This is a genomic window from Pseudoclavibacter sp. AY1F1, from assembly GCF_002931075.1.
In the GTDB taxonomy this organism is placed as follows: domain Bacteria; phylum Actinomycetota; class Actinomycetes; order Actinomycetales; family Microbacteriaceae; genus Pseudoclavibacter.
Window position 1 is genome coordinate 67,452 of the sequence record NZ_PSTQ01000010.1, and the last position, 19,819, is coordinate 87,270.

Consider the following 19,819-nt stretch of genomic DNA (forward strand, 5'->3'; position numbering starts at 1 on the left):
TAGCCCGGAGGTGTTCCTCTTCCGGCTCCGTTAGGCGGTCACGGTCACGATCGCGCTGGAGGGGCCGCCGCAGACGTCAGCGTCGTCTCGCTTCCAGTCTGGAGATACGACCGTGTCCGTGACTGTGCCCCCGGCGCTATCCAGGGTTCTCACGGTGAGCTCCTCGGGGTGGTACATGTCGATCCGGAAGGTCCAGCTTCCCGCCGTCGGGTTGCTCGCGATGAGATCGCCGGGGACGAGGATCTCTTCGTTGAGCGGCTCGGATAGGGTCGAAAGGCACGTGCGTTCCGGGCAGAGCTGGACCTCGGCAACCTCGCTGGTGTCGCCCTCGAATTGCACCTCAAGGTTGTCGAACCACCCGACTGCGGGGCAGGCCGTGGTGATCGGGGCACTGCAAGCGCCGAGTGTGAGTGCTGTCGTGAGGGCGACCAGGGTCGCGGCTGCGCTGCGGGTCGCGCGGTTCTCGGGACCGGACTGCGAGTGTGTGTCACTGTGAGCCATGCGCTGCATCGTAGTCTCCTCCACTTCGTGCAACGTTTCGAGGTCTGAACGCGCTCATCACGCACCCCGCGCGCGATGCCGGCGAACTGCGGCCCGGTTCGCGCAGCGCACGGAGCAGTAGCGCTGCCGGCCATTCCGGGTGACGTCGACGACGACGTTCCGGCAGTCGTCGCCGGCGTCGAGTCCCGCCGCGCACCGGCTCAGTCGGTGCATGCCGCGGGTGGTGAGGTGGAGGGCGGTGCCGACGGTGATGACGGCGAGCAGGATCTCTGGCAGTGACATCTCCCAGCCTCGGTAGTGGAGGTGCCACCCCTCGTTGTCGTGGTTTGTGAGGCGCGGGTATGCGGTCGCCGAGGCCATGAGCGTGTTCAGTACTTCGGCGCGCTCTTCGTCGGTGGGGGCATCCACAACCCTGAGCCACTGGTCGATCACCGATCGGGTTCGCGGGTGGTCCTCGGCCTCCGGTGGGAAGGGCATCGTCATGCCGTGCTCGCGAGTTCTGGCAAGCAGTGCCGGGCGGTCCACTGGCCAGTCGTTGGCGAGGGATGCTGCCAGTACAACCGCGTATTCGCCGTAAGGGTTGAGATGCATAAGGCTATTACACCAGGCTCGGAGGCATGACGAAACTCACCCCCACAGACGACTTCGCAACCCGCCCGATCGAGCTGCCCCGCATCAGTGGCCTCAAGGCCGAAGGGCTCGCTTCGCCATCATTGACCTGTGTCGAGCACGGATGGGCAACCGCATCCCGCCACTCGACGTCTCTCGGCATCGTGATCTACAGCACGTGTGGCACGTGTGGCGCGTACCGAGCCGAGATCCTCGCGTCGGATGGCCTCTTCCCGCAGCCCATCTCCGACGCGATCGTGGCCCCGAATATGCGCGGCCTGTGATGTGAGGGGCCGGACGCATGGGCTCCGGTTTCCCGCGTACATCTCTCGGATGACGAAGTTCACCACTTCGGATGACGTGATCGGCCCGGTCCAACGCGTACTGTCGAGCCTGTGCATTCCCGTCGAGTCGTGACCTTCGTTGCCCTCAGCGTGCTCGCCGCTACCTCGCTGTCTGCGTGCGCGCCGCCCGACCCCGTGCGCCTCGTCGATCACCTCGCCGTCAACGAGCTGTCCGCGACGCTTAACATCGACGAGCTGCTGCCCGATGATGCGTCCGCGTTTGTGCTCGGCTGTCCGTACAGCGACGTGGATGCGCTCGCGACGAACACGGGCATCGAACGAGACCGGTTCCGCATCGGCGACCGCCACCTGCCCGGACTCAACACGGATGGACCCATCGCCCTGCTGCCGATCGTCGACGGCAAGGTGCGCCCGGGCGTGGAGTACGACACGCAGTACGTGTCGATGTGCGGGACGCACAATACCCCGGTCATCGACCGCGGCTCGATCGTCACGTTCGCCCAGGACGGCTACGGGTGGTGGTTCGCCGTGTCGGTGCAACCGAGCGAACAGGTGTAGCGCGTTCGATCCCACGCGAGACGCGGTGAGGTCCCCGATCCCGCCCTCGGCGTCCGGCCAGCACGTGGTGATGAGGTGTCCTGCGTGCGCGGTTCCCGGTGAGGGGTGCTGGGCTGAGGTGTGACGGCCGAAGCCGTGACGCTGCCCACCGCGTCGACAGGTGGACTGGGAAACCGCCAGCCCTCGGTGTGTGCTCGCGCCGTGCGCCTACCGACTCACCGCGATGATGTGCTCGCTGCTCGCTGCTCGCTGCTCTCTGCTCTGGGGCCAGGCTTACGCCTCCAGGAGCTCGACCTCCCAGTTCGTCCGCTGGATGATGACGTCGAGTTCGCGCAGCGCCTGCGCAACACCGTCCGCCTTGGCCCGCACGTCGCGCACGGGCAGTGCTGACATCTGCCGCAGCTCGCTGCGCATCTGGCGCTGCCCCCACGACCCGGCCGCCGCATCCGCTGCCCGAACCAGGATGCTGTGCTGGCTTCGCAGCGTTTCGCGCGCCGCGAGGAGGGCGGTGATCGTGCGTCCGTCCTCGGTGGGAGAAGTCGCGTTGGTGATATTGATCGACGTGACGAGGCGCTCGAGCTGCAAAAGGCGCGTCGCGCACTCGTCGAGGAGCTCGCCCGCGTCTTCCGTGGGCTGCTCACCCTCCTGATAGGAGGCGTTCGCGACGATGCGAGCCTGTAGCGACTCGACGCGCTTCTGCAGGTCAGCGCGCTCCAAGAGCGCTTCGGCGAGTTTCATGCGTCCACGATCTCACGTCGTGGTGGCCTCGATATAGACAGGGCCGAGGCTCGAGAGCTCATGAGTGATCGAAACGGAGACCGACCCGGCGACTCCGGCTGGCACCTCGATCACGTCCGCACGATCGATCGGCTCGAAGCCGCAACCCCCACCCTCACCGCCCTCTGCGAGGTACCGGTAGTTGATCGAAATCTCGGATGCACTCAACGTGATGAGCTCACTCGGTGCGTGGCTGCAGGGTTCGGCACCGTCCTGACGGATGACGGTGAATGTACCGTCGTCGTTCGAGACGAGCACAGGGCGGCGCTGTGTAATGTCCGTGCCGAGAATGAGAGCAGACTGCTCCGCCGTCGCGACAGGCGCCACTGCGCCGTCGAGCACGGTGATTGCTGGCGCGACCGCCTCCGTCGTCGCCCCTGCAGGGAGCTCGATCGTCGGGTCATCGGTCTGCACGTACTCGCTGGTCATGCGAACCTCGACGCCCAACGGGTCGATCCCGGGCGGGACCTGGAACTCGTCGACTCGTGTCGTCCCGGTCAGCGTGCAGGCCAGCTCGGGATCGCCGAGGTAGGCGTACGTGATGAGGATTGTCTCGGGGTCGAGCACCATCAGCCGAGACGGGGCTTCGCTGCAAGAATCTTCCCCGTTGTCGTTCCGAACGACTCGGAACGTCTTCCCATCCTCGCTCAGCACGGCGGCTTCGGAGCGGGGGTTGTCCTCCTGCCAGAGCAGCTGGTCCTCCTCACGCGTCGCCGACCGCGCGACCGCGGGCTCGAACTCCTCGACGTAGACACCGGCGTCAGCCGCGGGAGTCTCCGCTGGGTTCCCGACGTGCGGGTCCGCGGGTGCGCATCCCGCGAGCGTCGCGGCGAGGGGCATCTTCGATCGGCGCAGCGCTGTCGTCTCGGTCACCCTCGAAGGCTACCGATTGGGTCGGTCCCGCGGAAGGCTCCGTGAGTCGGGCTCGTCAGTGCGCCGTGAGGAGCGCCGCTGAGATCTCGTCACCGACGAGCTCGACCGTTATGGGGCGCCCTGTCGCCTCTTTGGGCAGGTCGAAGTCGTCGACTACCAGAACGCCCAACGCTGCGCATAACTCACCAGTCGGCTCCTTGCCCTCATAGGTGATGCGTATCCCTGCGTCGCCGAGGGCTTCCAGGCGTGTTGCTCTGGTCGAGCAGGGGCCGCCTCCGGCGTCCAAGCGGACGACTTGGACCGACTCTTCGTTTTCGTCGAGGAAGGCAGCGTTGAGCAGGGGAATGTTGAGGTCTGGCCACCTCTCGGAGTCTGCGAAGTGGGCCGTCGTTGCGGCATCCGCCTCGTCTTCGGTGGTGCTGCGCGACTCGACCGGCTCAAGCTCGTAGCTTGCGGTGACGACCAGCCCATCGAGGGGCGTTGGCTGCGCAAGCTCGGCCGGTCCGTCCGGCGAGCACCCCGTCAGCATGGCGATGACAGCGGCAAGAGCGCCAGCGGAGGCGGCCAGGTTCCGACGGTTCCGGCGGCGGTGGTGCGCGTGCTGCATGGGTTCAACGTAGCCGAGGCCGGTCGAGCTGGCCAGACTCACGTTCCTCTGCCCGACACCCTGGGCGCGCCCCGAGCTCGGTGGCTAGCCTGGCCTCATGTCCTGGATCCACGCAGCCGCCTTCTCGGCGGAGCCCCTCTACCTGAACACCGCTTCGATGGGCTTGCCGCCTCGGCCGACAACGGATGCGCTGACGCACGAGATCGCGGGGTGGAGCGCGGGGCGTCGGCAGGCGAACGACTACGACGGCACCGTGCGCCGGTCGCGCGAGCTGTACGCGGAGCTTGTGCACGTGCCGGCATCGTGGGTCGCGATCGGCAATCAGGTCTCGCCGCTCGTCGGGCTGATCGCCGCATCCGTGCCCGACGGCGCCGAGGTGCTGTTCGCCGAGAACGACTTCACGAGCGTCAGCTTCCCGTTCGCGGCGCACGCAGACCGGGGGCTGCGCCTGCGCGAGGTGCCCCTGCATCGCATCGCCGATGAGATCGGCCCAGGCACGGCCTGGGTGGTGGTGTCGGCAGTGCAATCCAGCAACGGGGCCGTCGCCGACCTCGACGCCATCGAGGCTGCGGCGAAGGAGCACGGCGCGCGCACCCTCATCGACCTGACGCAGTCCGCAGGGTGGAACGACATCGACGCGAGTCGGTTCGACGCGACCGTGTGCGCCGCCTACAAATGGCTGCTCTGCCCGCGGGGGACCGCGTTCCTGACGCTGCACCCTGAACTGCACGAGAGCATCCGCCCGCTTGCAGCGAACTGGTACGCCGGCGAGGATCCGTGGACAAGCATCTACGGGCTGCCGCTCAGGCTTGCAGCGGATGCGCGCCGCTTCGACGTCTCGCCGGCCTGGCACGCATGGGTCGGCACAGAGGCTTCGCTCGAGTTCCTGCTCGGTATCGGCCCCCCCGCGCTGGAGGCGCACGCGCTCGAGGTGAGCGCCGCATTCGCGGCCGCCGCCGGGCTCCCGGATGCGCGCTCCGCGATCCTCGCCCTCGCCCCCGTCGAGGGCGCAGCTCTGGAGATCCAGGACACGCTCGCGAGGCTCGACGTGATGGCCGCGAACCGCGCCGGTAACTTGCGGCTCTCCTTCCACGCGCACAACACCGCCGAGGAGGTCGAGCCGCTCGGCGAGGCCCTGCGAGGCCTCATGCACATCGTCTCGGGACGCTGACGCGGACCCTTCCGCGGAATTAGACTCCGGCCGTGCGCGGTAAGAACTTCTTCGACAACCTGGCCAGGAAGGTCGGCGGGAAAGCCCCGTCGACGACCGTGGGGCGCCGCGCGCAACGTGCCCTCATGGCCGAGCGGAGCATCCGCGAAGTGCTCGAACTGGCCGTGCGGCTCGGCGAGACGATGCTTGCCCTCGGCGCATCCGCGACCGACGTCACCGACGCGATCCGCCGCACCACGAAGGCTTTCGGCGTCGACTGCCAGATCGACCTCACGTTCACGTCGATCCTCGTCGTGCACGACGGCGCCAACGACGGTGCGGGCATCAGTCTGCTGCGCGTCGTCAACAGCAGGCTCCCCGACTACGACCGCCTCACCCGCGTCATGGAGCTGTCGCGCGAGATCGCCGCCGACCCCAACGACATCGATGTCGTCGAGACGATCGACGACCCGGCCAAGCTCGAGGCGGCGCTCGAGCAGCTCGAGTCGTTCCACCAGCGCCTCGACGAGATCCTCGTCGCCCCGCAGCGCTTCCGCCGCTCGATGGTCACCCTCTGGCTCGCGCTCATGGCGGGCGGCGTCGGCTTCCTGCTCGGCGGCGGCCCGCTCGTCTGCCTCCTCTCGGCGGCGACAACGGTTGTCGTCGACCTCGTCCTCCAAGCCCTCGGCCGCTGGGGCCTGCCAGCCTTCTTCCTCCAGATCGCCGGCGCCGCGATCGCCACGGGAGTCGCCGTCGGGCTCCTCGCGGCGCGTCCGGTCCTGCCGGGCGAATTCGCTGCCCTCCCGCCCGCGCTTGTCGTCGCATCCGGACTGGTTGTGCTGCTTGCCGGGATGTCCTTCGTTGGTGCGGCCGACGACGCGATCAACGGCTTCCCGATCACCGCCATGGGCAGACTCCTCGAGGTGGTTCTGCTCACGCTCGGCCTCATCGTGGGCATCGCGATCGTGCTCGACGTGGCCCGCGGGCTCGGCATCGACCTGCGCCTCGTGGAGCGATCCGTGCAGCCGTGGCCGTCGGCCGTGCAGGTCTTCGGCGCCGCCATCGCAGCGGGCGCGTGGGCGCTCGCCTCCTACGCGACGATGCGCACTGCATTCGTCGTGATGATCTTCGGCGGCATCGCCTACCTCGTCTACGACGTGCTGGTCACCGCCGGGACCGAGCCGCTCGTCGCGACCGCCGTGCCCGCCCTCATCGTCGGCCTGCTCGCCGAATCCCTCTCACGAAGGCTGCACATCCCCGCCACCATCACCGCGGTCTGCGGCACCGTGCCGCTCCTGCCGGGCCTCGCCATCTATCAGGGGATGCTCGACATCACCTCGAGCGAGTCCTCCGACGACGGGGTCCTGCGGCTTGTGCAGGCCGGTTCGATCGGCATCGGAATCGCAGGCGGCGTCACCCTCGGCCGGTTCCTCGCCCGCCAGTTCAGGCGCCGTCGTCGCCGTCGCAACGCGACGCCCGAGGCCATGGTCATGTCGAAGCGCCAGTTCCGCGGCACCGCGACCGCCGGTCCGGAGACGCGCGCGCTGTTTGTCATCCCAGACGAGGTCGCGGTTGGCCTCGAGACGGGGATGCTCCGAATCGTCTCAGTGGATGAGGTCGTGGACACTGCGGGCGGTGCGAGCGGCGCGGGCGATTCGGGCGGCTCGGGCGGCTCGGGCGATAAGCCGGCGGCGCCCGCGCATCCCAATGTCGCCCTCAGGCGCGGCGACCTGAACGACCGCGGAGAGTGAATGTCGGAGGGGAGGCATAGAGTCTCCTCGGTCCCGCCTCGCTCCGAGAACCCGGAGCGCGTGCGAGCAGTGACCTCCACGAACATCCCGAAGGAGCATGAATGACGACCGCAAAGGCGTACGCCGCCCCCTCAGCCACCGAGCCGCTCGAGCCCACCACCATCGAGCGCCGCGCCGTCGGCCCCAACGACGTGCTCATCGACATCGCATACTCGGGCATCTGCCACTCCGACATTCACACGGTGCGCGGCGAGTGGGGGCGGGTCCCGTATCCGCTCGCTCCCGGACACGAGATCGTCGGAACCGTCGCCGAGGTCGGCGGCGACGTCACGAAGCACAAGGTCGGCGACCGCGTCGGTGTCGGCTGCATGGTCAACTCGTGCCGCGAGTGCGACAACTGCAAGGCAGGCTCCGAGCAGTACTGCACCAACGGCAACGTCATGACGTACGGCGGCAAAGACCGAGACGGCAGCATCACGCAGGGCGGCTACGCGACGAACGTCGTCGTCGACGCCGACTTCGTACTCAGCGTGCCCGAGAGCATTCCATACGAGAAGGCGGCTCCGCTGCTCTGCGCGGGCGTCACGACCTACTCGCCGCTCGCCCATTGGAATGCGGGCCCTGGCAAGAAGGTCGCCGTCGTCGGCATGGGCGGCCTCGGCCATATGGCCGTGAAGATCGCTGTCGCCATGGGCGCTGAGGTCACCGTGCTGTCGCAAACCCTCAGCAAGCAGGAAGACGGCCTGCGCTTCGGCGCGAAGCACTACTACGCGACAAGCGACAAGGCCACCTTCACCGAGCTGCGGAACACGTTTGACCTCATCATCAACACGGTCAGCGCGAACCTCGAGATCGACCAGTATCTGAACCTGCTGACGCTCGACGGCACCATGGTCTACGTCGGAGCACCCGCCGAGCCCATCCCCGTGCGCGCGTTCACGCTGTTCAACAACCGTCGCTCCTTCGCCGGGTCGACGATCGGCAGCATCAGCGAGACGCAGGAGATGCTCGACTTCTGCGCCGAGCACGGCATCGCGCCCGAGGTAGAGCTCATCGACGCCGCCCAGATCAACGACGCCTACGAGCGTGTCCTCAAGTCGGACGTGCGCTACCGCTTCGTGATCGACGCCGCGACGTTCTAGCGCGAGAGACAGCCCTCCGCGAGAGGCCCGGCTCGGCAGGGCCGGCTCGCTGAATCACGGTTTCGGGATGGGTTGCGCGCACGCAGATGGGTGCAACCCATCCCGAAGCGTGGAACCCATCCCGAAACCTGACGCAGAGCGGGGCCGCGCGCCCTGGAGCCGTGCGGCGAGCGGACGTGCGCGCCGCCGCTATGCGCGGGCGGGGACGTCGTGCCAGCGGCCGTCCTCGATGGATGCCTCTGCGGCCTCGACGATCTGCGCGGCGACGAGCCCGTCGGCAACCGACGGCGCGACCTGCTTGCCGGTGACGACGCTTTCCAGGAAGCGGGCTGCCTCGATGGTCTTGAGGTCGTCGAAGCCCATGCCGGTTCCGCCGCCCGGCTGGAAGCGGTGGAACTCACCGTGACCTGGGGACATGTAGACGGTCGTGTAGCCGTAGGGGTTCGACGAGTCGAGGCAGACCTCGAGTTCGTTGAGCCGCTGGAAGTCCCACCGCAGCGAGCCGTTTGTGCCGTACACCTCGAGGGCGTACTCGGCGCGGGGGCCGCGCATGATGCGGCTGGAGTCCATGATACCGATTGCACCGTTGTCGAAGCGCATGAGGAGCGCCGCGTAGTCCTCGTTCTCGACGGCCTTCAGCTCGCCGGTTCCAGGTTTGGATCGATCGACGATGCCGGTGCCGGGCGCGGGGCGCTCCGTGATGAATGTCTCCGCCGTTGCCGAGACGCTGCCGATGCGGCCCACGACGTGCTGAGCGAGGTCCAGGCCATGCGAGAGCAGGTCGCCGAGGACGCCAGAGCCGGCGCGCTCACGCTCGAAACGCCACGTGAGCGGGGCGAGGGCGTCGGAGGAGTAGTCGGCGAGGAGCGCGCCGCGCACGTTTGTGACCCGGCCGATCGCGCCTTCTTCGATGAGCTGCTTCATGTGGGCAATCGCCGGTGCATTGCGGTAGTTGAACCCGACGGCCGTGACGATGCCGGCTGCATCCACTGCGGATGCGATGCGTCGCGAGTCGGACGCGTACCGGCCCATGGGCTTCTCGATCCAGAACGGCTTGCCGGCCTCGGCCGCCGCGATTGCCATCTCCGCGTGCAGGAAGTTGGGCGAGCAGATCGAAACGACGTCGACCTCGGGGTCGGCGAGCACCTCGTGGTAGTCGGCGACGGTGCGCTCGAAGCCGAGGCGCTCTTCGGCCTGCGCGCGTGCCTCTGGCACCGGGTCTGCGGCGACCACGAGCCGCGTCTTGATGCCGAGCTCGGGGAAATGGTCGGGCACGGCGCGATAGGCGCGCGAGTGGAGGCGGCCCATCCAGCCGACGCTGATGAGGCCAACTCCGATGGTGCGGGGGCTGCTGGCGGTCTGGTCTGTCATGGGAACTCCTTTGTCCAGGTTGGAGCTGTCATATGTTCGGACAACGAGACATTTCTACTCGGTTTTGGGGCGTCGTAGCTTTGCGTAACCTTGCGTTACCTGAAGGCCCTGCCCACGACGCCCAGGCTGGGGCGGCGCGCAAGCGGCATGCTGAGTTGATGCAATCTGCCGAGGAACGAACGCCATTCGGAGCCCCAGACCGAGTCCTCGTGCGGGGCGCGCGCGAGCATAACCTCCGCGATGTGGACGTGGATATCCCGCGCAACGCGCTGGTCGCGTTCACCGGCGTGTCCGGCTCCGGCAAGAGCTCCCTGGCCTTCGGGACGCTGTACGCGGAGGCGCAGCGCCGCTATTTCGAGTCTGTCGCGCCGTACGCGCGTCGCCTCATGAACCAGGTCTCCCCGCCCGACGTGGATGCGGTGGAGGGCATGCCGCCTGCGGTGGCGCTCCCGCAGCAGCGTGGCGGCGGGAGCGCTCGCTCGACGGTCGGGAGCACCTCCACAATCGCGAACGTCGTGCGGATGCTCTTCTCGAGGGTCGGCGAGTATCCCGCGGGTGCGCCGATGCTGCTTGCCGAGGACTTCTCGGCGAACACCGTGCAGGGTGCGTGCCCGAACTGCCACGGGCTCGGCCGCGTCTACGAAGTGCCGGAGAAGCTCATGATCCCGGATGCTTCACTGAGCATCCGCGACGGGGCGATCGCCGCCTGGCCCACGGCTTGGCACGGCAAGCAGCTGCGCGACAGCCTCGTCTCGCTCGGCTACGACATCGATATCCCGTGGCGGGAGGTTCCTGCTGAGCAGAGGTCCTGGCTGCTGTCCACATCCGAGAAGCCTCAGGTGCCCGTCTTCACGGGCCTGCCGCCAGCCGAGGTGCGAGCAGCGGTGGCAGCGGGCGACGAGCCGTCGTATATGAGCACGTTCGTCGGGGTGAAGCGCTACGTGCTCGACACGTTCGCGAACTCGAAGAGCGAGCGGATGCGCGAGAAGGCGGCTGCCTTCATGGAGAGCATCCAGTGCCCCGCATGTCGTGGCACGAGGCTGAAGCCGGATGCGCTCGCCGTGACGTTCGAGGGGCGGGACATCACGGAGGTCGCCGCGATGCCGCTTCGCGAGTTGGCCGCGCTCATGAGGGGCGTGCTCGAACCTGACTGGGGTCCGGCCGGCGATCGGCGGCAGACGGCGGCGCTCGCGCCCGAGCAGGTCCACGCCGCCCGCCGCTTGGCCGGCGAGTTGTGCGCCAGGCTTGCGCCTCTCTCTGATCTCGGGCTCGGCTACCTCTCGCTCGACCGGCAGACGGGCTCGCTTTCCGGTGGTGAGCTGCAGCGGCTGCGGCTCGCGAATCAGCTGCTCGCTGGTCTCTTCGGCGTCGTGTTTGTGCTTGACGAGCCCTCGGCGGGCCTGCATCCCGCGGACACGGAGGCGCTGCTCGGCATCCTGCGTGGCCTGCGCGATCGGGGAAACACTGTCTTCTACGTCGAGCACTCGCTCGACGTCATCCGCGAGGCCGACTGGATCGTCGACATCGGCCCGGGGGCCGGTGCTTCTGGCGGCAGTATCGTCTACTCGGGCGAGCTCAGCGGCCTCAAGAACGCCGAGGAGTCTGTGACGCGCCGCTACCTGTTCGACGGCGCCGACTCTCCGAAGCCGAGGTTCCGGGAGCCACGGCCCCGGAACCAGCACGTCACCCTCGAAGGTGTCGTGCGCAACAACATCCGCGGCCTCTCGGTGGAGTTCCCGCTCGGCTGCCTGACCGCGGTCACGGGGGTCTCCGGCTCCGGGAAGACGACGCTTGTCAACCAGGCGCTGCCGGACCTGCTTCGCGCGAGCCTTGCGAGCGAGGTCGGCGAGGTCTCGGCGGCCAGTGAGCCGGAGCGGGCTGACCCGATGCTCGCCGTCGATGCAGCGGCGACACAGGGTCGGGCCAGGGGGCCGGCGGAACGCCTCAAGCGGATCGTGCAGGTCAGCCAGGCTCCCATCGGCCGCACCTCGCGCTCGAACGTCGCGACGTACACGGGACTGTTCGACCGCATCCGCTCGCTGTTCGCGGCGACGGATGAGGCGAGGCGGCGACGATACAGCGCCAGCCGCTTCTCGTTCAACCTGCCAAGCGGTCGATGCCCGACCTGCAAGGGCGAGGGCACCATGGAAGTCGAGCTGCTCTTCCTGCCCACAGTGCAGGCGCCCTGCTCGACGTGCGGCGGTAAGCGCTACAACGCGGAGACTCTCGAGGTCGAGTTCGAGGGGTCCTCGATCGCCGACGTGCTCGACCTGAGCGTCACCGAAGCGCGGCAGAAGTTCGCGGGTCACTCCGAAGTTCTCCAGCATCTGGATGCGCTCGCGGACGTGGGCCTCGGCTACGTCTCGCTCGGCCAGCCCGCGCCTGAACTCTCCGGAGGGGAGGCGCAGCGGGTGAAGCTCGCGTCTGAGCTGCGGCGTGCGCAGCAGGGCGACACCCTTTACCTGCTCGACGAACCCACATCCGGCCTGCACCCCGCCGATTCCGACCGCCTGCTCGGGCACCTGCACGACCTCGTCGACCTCGGCAACACCGTCATCCTGGTCGAGCACGACACGCGCGTCGTCGCGGGGGCAGATTGGGTCGTGGACATGGGGCCGGGCGCTGGGGATGAGGGCGGAGCGATCGTCGCGCAGGGCACCCCGCAAGAGGTGGCCGCGGTCGAGGGCAGTGCGACATCCGCGTACCTGAAGGCCGCAGTGGAGCGGCTCGCGGCGACTGGGGTGTGACGGCGGCGGATGCGCGGGCGGATGTGCTGGCGACTGTGGGGGTCTTGGCCGACCGGGGCATCCTGTCGTCACGAGGGTCTCAGCCCCCGCGCGGGGTTGAACCCTCCGCACCGCCGGCGTCTGGCGTCAGCTCCGCCTCGAGGTCGCGCACCTCCGTTTTGAGGATGCGCATCGACTGCCCGACGCTCTTCGCGAGGGCCGGCAACTTCGAGGCGCCGAAGATGAGCACGATGATGGCGAGCACGGCGATGCCGTGCCAGCCGGTGAGGTTCGCGAGCATGATGGTCGCCTTTCGTCGTGTTGGTCTTCTGCGGTGGGGGCGTTTGAGAGTTCCGTCTGGCCGGATGCGCCGGGTTCAGTTGCCTGGGCCGCCTGGGCCGCCAGAACCGCCGGGGCCACCCGCGCCGCCGCCTGACGGCGCTGCCCCCGCGGTCGGTGTGGTCGTCGTATCGACTCGGACCGTGAGGGCGACGTTGTAGCCGCTTGTCGCGTCGCCCGTGACGGTCGCGAGCTGCAGGGCACCGCCGTCGTCGCCGAAGACGTTGTCGGAGTCGAGGCTGACCTGGGCCATGTTCGGGGCGGAGCCGTCGTAGCCGGACAGGGCGTAGACGGCGTTCGATGCGTACTCGGGCAGGGCGACCTGTGAGGTCGAGATGGCGTTCGTCGACTCGGTGATGTCGTCGATCGTGGGGTAGACCTCGAAGTGGATGTGCGGCCAGCGGCCCGTGTAGCAGGCGGGGAAAATCGAGGTGAAGGTCACGCTGCCCGAGCTGTCGGCGACCTGCACGCCCCGCAGGAAGGTCTCGTTCTCGATGCCCTCCGAGTACATGGAGTAGCCGCCCGTGGCGTCGCAGTGCCAGACGTAGACGGCGACGTTCGCGAACGGCCTGTCGCCGTTTGCCATGTCGAGGATGGTCAGTGTGAGCGTCATGGGCACGCCGACAGCGGCCGTGGTGCTGCCGATGCTTGTGCGGATGTCGCTGCGCACGACTCCGGACTGCTCAAGCACGTCCGCGCCGTTCGAGCCGTCGCCCGGATACGGGCCCGCGGTTTCGTCGGGGATCTCGTTCGCGGGCACGGTGCCCGCCGCTGCGCTCGCGGTCGGGCTGGCGGTCGCTGTGGCAGCTGCGGTGGCCGCCGCCGTGCTCGACGCCCCGGACCCAGCCGGGGTGCACGCTGCGAGCGCCACCGTTCCGACTCCGACCCCGAAAATGCTCAGCAGGCCGCGGCGGGACATGAGCGTGCCGAGGTCGAACGACACGCCCTGGTCGACGACCTCCTCGTCGGCACGGTCAAGAAGCCTGCCCTCGTAGGCGGGTCCGTCTGGGGTGAGGTCGGGCTCGGGGATCTTGATCATGGTGACTCTCCTGCTCTTCGTCGTGGAACGAGAGCCAGCATGAGTCGCCGGCCAGGCAGGGGACTATGGCGTTCCTATGCCAGGGCTATGGCTCGCATCCCAGGCTGAATGTCCGTGGCTCGTGCTTAGCTATGCGCACACTTCAGGGAAGACGTGAGCGGGGGAGCAACGTGACTCAGCAGATCGGTGTTCGGGAGTCGGGAGCGGGCAGCGAGGTTGCGCCCGGACCGGCCGGCCTGCGGCGTGCGTCCAAGCTGCGGCAGTCACTCCTGCGGCTCGGGTCGGGCGCGCTCACGAAGACCTACGACCTGTACCACCTACATCCGGCCGTCTGGCGCTGGACCGCACGCCACTACGTGCCCGCCATGGGCGACTTCGCGAAGTTCAACGCGTGGATGATCTGCCAGCGCGCCAACCTCGACGTGCCCGCCTACCAGCGGTGGTTGCACGAGAACGACTTCAGCTTCCGCTGGTGGCAGCTGTCGAGCTACCCGGAGACGAACAAGGACGACTACGTCAAGCGCTACACGGAAGACGAGCGCTGCTGGGGCGGCGAGATCGACACGGTCGGCACGGTCGTCGACGAATCGAGTGGGTCGAGCGGCTCGCCCTTCAACTGGATACGCGGCCGGCGCGAGCTCGCGACCATCCACAACAACGTGGCCGGGTACATCACGCTGCTCTTCGGCACGAAGAAGCTGTTCGGCATCAACGCCTTCTCGATGGGGGCGTGGGCCACTGGTACCAACACGGGGCACGCGCTCTCGAAGATCTCGATGGTCAAGAACACCGGCCCTGACATCGACAAGATCGTCGACACGATCCGCCACTTCGGGCCGAAATACCAGTACCTCGTCAGCGCGTACCCGCCCTTCCTGAAGCACCTGCGCGACCGGCTCGACGGCGAGGAATGGTTCGACTGGTCGAAGCATCGCCTCAACGGCTTCGTCGGGGGCGAGGCGATGACGGAGGGGCTGCGCGACTACCTTGAGGAGCGCTTCGGCCGCGTCTACTCGGGTTACGGGGCCTCCGACCTCACGATCGGGATGGCCGGCGAATCGGACGCGTGCGTGTGGCTGCGCCGAGCGATGTTCGCCGACGAGCGGCTGAGGCGGGCCCTCCTCGGCGGCGACGAGTCGCGCATCCCCATGGTCTTCCAGTACAACCCGCTCGAGACGTACCTCGAGACGAATCCGAACAACGAGCTCGTGGTGACGCTCAACTCCTCCGCAGTGCTCAGCCCGAAGCTGCGATACAACATCGGCGACGAGGCGAAGATCCTCTCGTTCCCCGAGGTGCGAGAGAAGATCGCCGAGCTCGACCCGGCTTTGTCTCGCGCATTCCACCGGGCATTCGCGGTGCAGCGGATGAAGCTGCCGTTCCTCCTGCTCTTCGGCCGGAAGGACTCGACCATCTCCTACATGGGCGCCAACCTCTACCCGATCGACATCGAGAACGGGCTCTACCGCGACAACCCGCATGCCGGAGACATCGAGTCCTTCAAGCTCGGCCTGCTTGAACTCGACGGGCACGAGCAGCGGCCCATCGTGCACCTCCAGCTGCGCGACGGGGTGGCGCTTTCGGATAAGGACGTCGCACAGTTGAGCGAGACGACCCGGCTCGGCATCGTCGAGCACCTCGCCTCCGTCTCGCGAGACTTCGCGCAATCCCTCGACGAGGACCCGTCGACGGGCGACCTCCGCATCGAGGTGCACCCGTTCGGCACGGGGCCGTTCCTGGGAGGCAACTCGAAGATCAAGAACGTCTACGTCGTCAAGAACGCCGAGTAGGCCATGTTCACCACCGACTTCTCGAAGGCGCCCATCCAGGGACAGGCGGAGGCGCTGGTCATCACTGAAGGCCGCAGCGCCAGCCGCGAGGGTGTGATCTGGCGTCAGCGCTTCACCGACCGCCGGGTCAGCGGTGAGCTGCTGCTCTTCGAGAGTGTCGAGCGAGCGCGTGAGGTCGCGGCCGGGCACGATGGGCGCACGAAGCTGCTGCTCGCCGAGACTCGCGGCTACTCCAACGGCATCTGGCGAGCCGATCCCGAACCACCACCCGGCGAGATGGCGCACAACCCGCACTTCGCCCCCGTCTCCAAAGAACGCGCCGAGGGGCGCACACCGCCGCTTGTCGCCGAGCCGACACGTAAGCCGAGGAAGCTGACAAGCCCGATCCCACCGCCGACGCACACGATCTTCGACACTGCATCGATGTTCGTCGGTGCAACCCGCTACACGACCCCGCTCGCCTGGGCAGTGACGGGCCGCATCTGGGGGCAGATGACCGGCAAGATGCGAAGGATGCCCGACTACTGCTGGCACGGCATCTACTGGGAGGCGCCGTGGACCCTCGGAACGCTCGCGAACTTCTCTACGCGTGACGCCCTCCTGCGCTTCGCCAGAATGCCCGAGCACACGCACCTCATGCAGTGGATCGTGAAGGACACCAGGAACGCCAACGCCGGGTTCATCCGCCTCTTCGCGAGCGAGGAGGAGCTGGCGAGTGTCGAAAGCAGCTCGGCGAACGGAGCGGATGGTCCTGGTCCTGGTGTTGTTCCTGGTGCTGTTCCTCGGACGGACGCGCAGAGTTCGGCCCTGGCTGAGTCTGCCCCGCTACCGAGATCCAACGCGACGTCCGGTCTCGCTGGGACGACGCCGAAGTCACGCGGGATCGAGGTGCGCCGCGTGCGCTCGGAGCTCGAATTCCTTGAGTTCGTCGAGCTACCGGGGCGCGTTTCCGATCCGAGCCGCGAGGTGCCCGTGCTCGAGTCGACGCTCCGGTCGTGGTGGAAGGGCCCGCGTTCTCCGCGAAGAGATTCTGCCGCGCACGAACCGGAGGTGGAGCTGCTGCTCGCCTACCGCGAGGGCACACCCCTCGCCCGAGCCGTAACGCACACAAGCGCCGCCCTCGACGCCAAGCTCGACTCGCGCCTGCAACTGTTCGGAGCCGTCACTGCGGCCGATGCGGATGCGCTCGGCGCGATCATCGGAGCCGTCGAAGCCCGAGCGGTGAAGGCAGGCCGGCAAGAGCTCCTGGGGCCCGTCACGCTCCTCCCGAACCAGGTCGGCGGTGTCATCACGAGCGGCTTCGGGGAGCGGGGCTTCGTAGAGGGGGCCTGGAACCCGGACTGGGTGCCAGCCGCCTACGAGGGGCTCGGCTTCACGACCTGGAACGAGTCGGCGACCTGGCTCGCTCGCCTTGAGCAGGGCCGCCTCGGGCAGATCGAGAGCGACGCCTTCACCGCGCCCACCGATGCGGAGCTCAAGGCCGCGGGCATCGTCATCGAGCACGCGTCGCGCCTGCGATTCCCACGCGAGGTCGCCCGCCAGCGCGAGCTTGTCAACGCTGCCTTCGCCAGGCTGCCCTACTACACACAGATCTCGCCAGCGCAGATGAGGGAGGCGACAAGCGGACTCATCGCGATCATTGACCCAAGCATCTGGGTCTTCGCGCTCGACGAGAAGACGCGCAAGCCGCTCGGCTTCCTCCTCTGCGTTCCCGACGTCACGCGCATCGTGCAGCGCTCCTCCGGCAGAATCGGGCTGAGGCAGCTGCTCGAGATCTGGCGCCAGCGCAAAGAACCGAGGGAAGCCGTGCTCACCATCCAGGGCACCATCCCCGAGGCGCGGGGCCGCGGCATCAGCACGCTCCTCGGTCGCACGGTCGGGGAGGCGCTCATCGAAGGCGGCTACACGGCGCTGCGCTCGACTTACATCGGCCGCGACAACCCAGCGTCGGCGCGGCAGCTCAGCCGCATGGGCGGCCAGGAACTGCACGAGACCGTCTTCTACCGCCGGGCTGTCGGGGCGGGTCCCGAGGGGAACGCGACACACGAGGGGGAGCAGCCATGACGGGCATCCACACGCTGAACCAGATCATCGCCGACGCCGCGTCCGCGCCGTCCGCGCACAACACGCAACCCTGGTCGCCGCGCATGATCGGCGACGGGGCCGCGGTCGAGCTGCGGGTCTCGCGCAAGCGGACGCTCCCCGCCTCCGACCCCACCGGACGCGACACCCTGCTCGGGTTGGGCGCCTGGCTCGAGGCGTTCAGCGTCAGCGCGGCCGCGCACGGGGTCGACTTCGAGGTTGAGGTCCTGCCCGCGCTCGCTGACCCGGAGGCCATCGTGCACGCGAGGAGCGACGAGCCCGTGCTCCGCATCGAGCTGCGCGAAGCCGGAGGCGGCCCAGGGGCCGATTCAGTCGACGGCGCCATGAACGTGCGCGCCAGTGTCGGCGCCGGTGTCAGCGCGACCGGCACCGGAACCCACTCGCAGGGCACGGCGGCGGATACGCCTGGCAGCGGGAGCGCCCCCGCCGGCGGCGCGGAACCTGTGCCCTCGGCCGGCCCGGATTCCGACCGACAGCTGCTGGCGTCGCGGAGGACGGTGCGCGGTGATCTCGCGCCAGCGAAGGGGCTTGTGATCGAGCTCGCGAACGCGCTGCCTGCCTGGCTGCGGCTCGTGCCCGTCGACGCGGACGACCTGCGGCACTTCTCCGCGCTCGGCACCGCCGACACTTTGCGCGAACCTGCCATCGCTCGCGAGCTTGCGCACTGGCTGCGTCTGCACCCCTCGCATCCGCGCTACGACGTCGACGGTCTCAACAACAAGGTGCTCGGGGTGCCCGCGTTGGTGTCCCGGCTTGCGTCGGCGTTCACACGGAAGCGGCGCCTGCGCGAGGCAGCGGTGCGCGTCGTGGCCCCAGTCGGAGAGCTGTGGCGGCGGGTGCTGCTCGAGGTGCCAGTCTCGGCGGCTGGCGAGGACGCCCCTGCCGCCGCGGCAGCGTTCGTCCTGGTCGCAGACACGAAGCTGCTCGACCTCGGATCTGGAGCCGATGCGACGCGGGTGCTCAACTCTCCGCTCGGACTCTCACCAGAACGGGTGCTCGAGGCCGGCCAGGCGCTCATGCGGCTGTGGCTGCTTGCGAGCGCGCGCGGGGCGGCGTTTTCGCCAGCCTCCGAGATCATCGACTCGTCGCTCGCGCAAGGCGAGCTGCGCTACAGGCTCGGACTCTCGCGCCGTGATGTGCCGCTGTTCATCACAAGGGTCGGTGTTCCGAAGGACCCGAACCCGCCACGCGCCCCGCGTCGGTGAACCGGCGGCCCTCGCCAGCGCGACAAGTCCGCTCAGCCCAGCTGCCGCATCCAGTCGCTGAGCAGGTCGATGCCGCGCACGAAGGCAGGGTCGCGCGGACGGTTCAGGAACGCATGCGAGCTGCCGGGGAGCACGCGGTACTCGGTGTCGACACCGGCGTCGTGGAGCTCGCGCGCGAAGAGCGAACCGGATGCGCGCATCGCGTCGCGGTCCGCATCCACGACCAGCGAGGGCGGGAACCCGCTCAGGTCGTGCCCGCCTGGGAACGCGTCCGGCCGCGACAAGACCTCCTCGCTGCCCGCGTAGTTGAGGTTCATCGCACCGATGAGCCATGGTGTGTGCACGTAGCGGCGGCCGCCGCGCAGGCGACTCAGCAGCTCGGGGGACCGCGCCGGCAGCCGCGCGTGGAACGTCCCGTAGGTCAGGAAGAGCCCGCGGATCGGGGAGGCTCCGGCACGCTCGAGCCGGTACGCCGCGCCCGCTGCGAGACACGCGCCCGCGCTGGCGCCGCCGAGCACCAGCCCCTCCGGTGACCGCGCGCTGACGGTCGCCACCACCGCGAGCACGTCGTCGAGCGACACCGGGTAGCGCACCTCGGGGTGGTCGTCACGGCGCGACTTGCACGTCCGGTGTCTGTCGTCCGCGGTGCCCCCGCCGCTCGCATCCGCCGCCTTGGACTTCGCGCGACCTCCGAGCGTCACGAGCCGGTAGTCGACGGTCGTCACCTCGAACCCGGCGCGGGCCAAAGCGAAAGCCACCTCGTGCGTCTCCGGCTGGGCGAGCCCGCCGGAGTAGAAGCCACCGCCGTGCAGCCAGATGAAGGGCAGAACGGGCGAGCGCAGGGCGCCGCGAGCAGGGGAGGCAGGGGAGTAGGTGCGCACCGGGACCGGCCCGTGGGGCCCGACGACGGCGGAATTCGTCGCCTCCACCCCGTGCGGTGCGGTCAGCGAGCGTCTCGGCATCAGCCCACCAT

General features: G+C 68.4%; 18 protein-coding genes. 9 read left to right on the forward strand and 9 right to left on the reverse strand.

The window, feature by feature from the left end; translation table 11 throughout:
* Positions 1–30: 30 nt before the first annotated feature.
* Positions 31–501: a hypothetical protein gene (locus tag C5B85_RS14310; RefSeq protein WP_146077970.1), complete on the reverse strand. Its 471-nt coding sequence runs from the start codon at positions 499–501 to the stop codon at positions 31–33.
* A gap of 57 nt (positions 502–558) precedes the next feature.
* Positions 559–1,092 carry a CGNR zinc finger domain-containing protein gene (locus tag C5B85_RS14315; RefSeq protein WP_104286687.1) on the reverse strand — a complete coding sequence of 178 codons (534 nt, stop codon included), beginning with the start codon at positions 1,090–1,092 and terminating at the stop codon, positions 559–561.
* Positions 1,093–1,118: 26 nt separating this feature from the next.
* On the opposite strand from C5B85_RS14315, the gene C5B85_RS14320 reads away from it, so the two are divergent.
* Entirely contained in the window at positions 1,119–1,394 is a 276-nt protein-coding gene (locus C5B85_RS14320) for a hypothetical protein (protein ID WP_104286688.1), read from the forward strand.
* 129 nt (positions 1,395–1,523) lie between these two features.
* Positions 1,524–1,973: a hypothetical protein gene (locus tag C5B85_RS14325; RefSeq protein ID WP_104286689.1), complete on the forward strand. Its 450-nt coding sequence runs from the start codon at positions 1,524–1,526 to the stop codon at positions 1,971–1,973.
* A 273-nt stretch (positions 1,974–2,246) separates the two neighbouring features.
* On the opposite strand, the gene C5B85_RS14330 is transcribed toward C5B85_RS14325, so the two are convergent.
* The 3 genes from C5B85_RS14330 to C5B85_RS14340 are packed head-to-tail and all read right to left on the reverse strand — an operon-like array spanning position 2,247 to position 4,272.
* Entirely contained in the window at positions 2,247–2,711 is a 465-nt protein-coding gene (locus C5B85_RS14330; protein ID WP_104286690.1) for a DIP1984 family protein, read from the reverse strand.
* Positions 2,712–2,723: 12 nt separating this feature from the next.
* The gene (locus C5B85_RS14335) at positions 2,724–3,623 is read right to left on the reverse strand and encodes a hypothetical protein (protein WP_104286691.1); all 900 of its coding nucleotides are present in this window, start codon (positions 3,621–3,623) and stop codon (positions 2,724–2,726) included.
* Positions 3,624–3,678: 55 nt separating this feature from the next.
* Positions 3,679–4,272 carry a hypothetical protein gene (locus C5B85_RS14340; RefSeq protein ID WP_104286692.1) on the reverse strand — a complete coding sequence of 198 codons (594 nt, stop codon included), beginning with the start codon at positions 4,270–4,272 and terminating at the stop codon, positions 3,679–3,681.
* 55 nt (positions 4,273–4,327) lie between these two features.
* On the opposite strand from C5B85_RS14340, the gene C5B85_RS14345 reads away from it, so the two are divergent.
* The 3 genes from C5B85_RS14345 to C5B85_RS14355 all read left to right on the forward strand — a co-directional run bounded on the left by C5B85_RS14345 (position 4,328) and on the right by C5B85_RS14355 (position 8,273).
* The gene (locus C5B85_RS14345; RefSeq protein ID WP_104286693.1) at positions 4,328–5,401 is read left to right on the forward strand and encodes an aminotransferase class V-fold PLP-dependent enzyme; all 1,074 of its coding nucleotides are present in this window, start codon (positions 4,328–4,330) and stop codon (positions 5,399–5,401) included.
* 32 nt (positions 5,402–5,433) lie between these two features.
* On the forward strand, positions 5,434–7,131 hold the full coding sequence (locus tag C5B85_RS14350) for a threonine/serine exporter ThrE family protein (RefSeq protein WP_104286694.1): 1,698 nt from the start codon (positions 5,434–5,436) through the stop codon (positions 7,129–7,131).
* Between the two features lie 101 nt (positions 7,132–7,232).
* A complete protein-coding gene (locus C5B85_RS14355; RefSeq protein ID WP_104286695.1) occupies positions 7,233–8,273 on the forward strand; it encodes an NAD(P)-dependent alcohol dehydrogenase in 1,041 nt (346 codons plus the stop codon).
* A gap of 189 nt (positions 8,274–8,462) precedes the next feature.
* Here C5B85_RS14355 and C5B85_RS14360 read toward each other — a convergent pair whose 3' ends face one another.
* Complete coding sequence (locus C5B85_RS14360) at positions 8,463–9,644, reverse strand: Gfo/Idh/MocA family protein (protein ID WP_104286696.1); 1,182 nt, start codon at positions 9,642–9,644, stop codon at positions 8,463–8,465.
* A 158-nt stretch (positions 9,645–9,802) separates the two neighbouring features.
* On the opposite strand from C5B85_RS14360, the gene C5B85_RS14365 reads away from it, so the two are divergent.
* Positions 9,803–12,391 carry an excinuclease ABC subunit UvrA gene (locus C5B85_RS14365; protein ID WP_104286697.1) on the forward strand — a complete coding sequence of 863 codons (2,589 nt, stop codon included), beginning with the start codon at positions 9,803–9,805 and terminating at the stop codon, positions 12,389–12,391.
* Between the two features lie 79 nt (positions 12,392–12,470).
* On the opposite strand, the gene C5B85_RS14370 is transcribed toward C5B85_RS14365, so the two are convergent.
* Both C5B85_RS14370 and C5B85_RS14375 read right to left on the reverse strand, forming a co-directional pair.
* Positions 12,471–12,671 carry a twin-arginine translocase TatA/TatE family subunit gene (locus C5B85_RS14370; RefSeq protein WP_104286698.1) on the reverse strand — a complete coding sequence of 67 codons (201 nt, stop codon included), beginning with the start codon at positions 12,669–12,671 and terminating at the stop codon, positions 12,471–12,473.
* A 75-nt stretch (positions 12,672–12,746) separates the two neighbouring features.
* Positions 12,747–13,748 (reverse strand): intradiol ring-cleavage dioxygenase, encoded by a 1,002-nt coding sequence (locus C5B85_RS14375; protein ID WP_104286699.1) that lies wholly within the window; start codon positions 13,746–13,748, stop codon positions 12,747–12,749.
* A gap of 170 nt (positions 13,749–13,918) precedes the next feature.
* On the opposite strand from C5B85_RS14375, the gene C5B85_RS14380 reads away from it, so the two are divergent.
* From C5B85_RS14380 to C5B85_RS14390, 3 genes are read left to right on the forward strand one after another with little or no spacing between them, the layout of a single operon-like run.
* Positions 13,919–15,538 (forward strand): phenylacetate--CoA ligase family protein, encoded by a 1,620-nt coding sequence (locus C5B85_RS14380; RefSeq protein WP_219819417.1) that lies wholly within the window; start codon positions 13,919–13,921, stop codon positions 15,536–15,538.
* 3 nt (positions 15,539–15,541) lie between these two features.
* Positions 15,542–17,602 carry a hypothetical protein gene (locus tag C5B85_RS14385; protein WP_104286700.1) on the forward strand — a complete coding sequence of 687 codons (2,061 nt, stop codon included), beginning with the start codon at positions 15,542–15,544 and terminating at the stop codon, positions 17,600–17,602.
* Positions 17,599–18,846, forward strand: a complete 1,248-nt coding sequence (locus C5B85_RS14390) for a hypothetical protein (protein WP_104286701.1) — start codon at positions 17,599–17,601, stop codon at positions 18,844–18,846. Before C5B85_RS14385 ends, C5B85_RS14390 begins: the two co-directional genes overlap by 4 nt.
* 32 nt (positions 18,847–18,878) lie before the next feature.
* Here C5B85_RS14390 and C5B85_RS14395 read toward each other — a convergent pair whose 3' ends face one another.
* A complete protein-coding gene (locus C5B85_RS14395) occupies positions 18,879–19,808 on the reverse strand; it encodes an alpha/beta hydrolase (RefSeq protein ID WP_104286702.1) in 930 nt (309 codons plus the stop codon).
* Positions 19,809–19,819: the final 11 nt, after the last annotated feature.

What these genes read in the sequence shown, in the direction of transcription:
- C5B85_RS14360 (WP_104286696.1), bottom strand. Translation starts at nt 9,644, where the DNA reads ATGACAGACCAGACCGCCAGCAGCCCCCGCACCATCGGAGTTGGCCTC.
- C5B85_RS14345 (WP_104286693.1), top strand. Translation starts at nt 4,328, where the DNA reads ATGTCCTGGATCCACGCAGCCGCCTTCTCGGCGGAGCCCCTCTACCTG.
- C5B85_RS14370 (WP_104286698.1), bottom strand. Translation starts at nt 12,671, where the DNA reads ATGCTCGCGAACCTCACCGGCTGGCACGGCATCGCCGTGCTCGCCATC.
- C5B85_RS14365 (WP_104286697.1), top strand. Translation starts at nt 9,803, where the DNA reads ATGCAATCTGCCGAGGAACGAACGCCATTCGGAGCCCCAGACCGAGTC.
- C5B85_RS14315 (WP_104286687.1), bottom strand. Translation starts at nt 1,092, where the DNA reads ATGCATCTCAACCCTTACGGCGAATACGCGGTTGTACTGGCAGCATCC.
- C5B85_RS14395 (WP_104286702.1), bottom strand. Translation starts at nt 19,808, where the DNA reads ATGCCGAGACGCTCGCTGACCGCACCGCACGGGGTGGAGGCGACGAAT.
- C5B85_RS14385 (WP_104286700.1), top strand. Translation starts at nt 15,542, where the DNA reads ATGTTCACCACCGACTTCTCGAAGGCGCCCATCCAGGGACAGGCGGAG.
- C5B85_RS14330 (WP_104286690.1), bottom strand. Translation starts at nt 2,711, where the DNA reads ATGAAACTCGCCGAAGCGCTCTTGGAGCGCGCTGACCTGCAGAAGCGC.
- C5B85_RS14375 (WP_104286699.1), bottom strand. Translation starts at nt 13,748, where the DNA reads ATGATCAAGATCCCCGAGCCCGACCTCACCCCAGACGGACCCGCCTAC.
- C5B85_RS14355 (WP_104286695.1), top strand. Translation starts at nt 7,233, where the DNA reads ATGACGACCGCAAAGGCGTACGCCGCCCCCTCAGCCACCGAGCCGCTC.
- C5B85_RS14320 (WP_104286688.1), top strand. Translation starts at nt 1,119, where the DNA reads ATGACGAAACTCACCCCCACAGACGACTTCGCAACCCGCCCGATCGAG.
- C5B85_RS14390 (WP_104286701.1), top strand. Translation starts at nt 17,599, where the DNA reads ATGACGGGCATCCACACGCTGAACCAGATCATCGCCGACGCCGCGTCC.
- C5B85_RS14310 (WP_146077970.1), bottom strand. Translation starts at nt 501, where the DNA reads ATGGCTCACAGTGACACACACTCGCAGTCCGGTCCCGAGAACCGCGCG.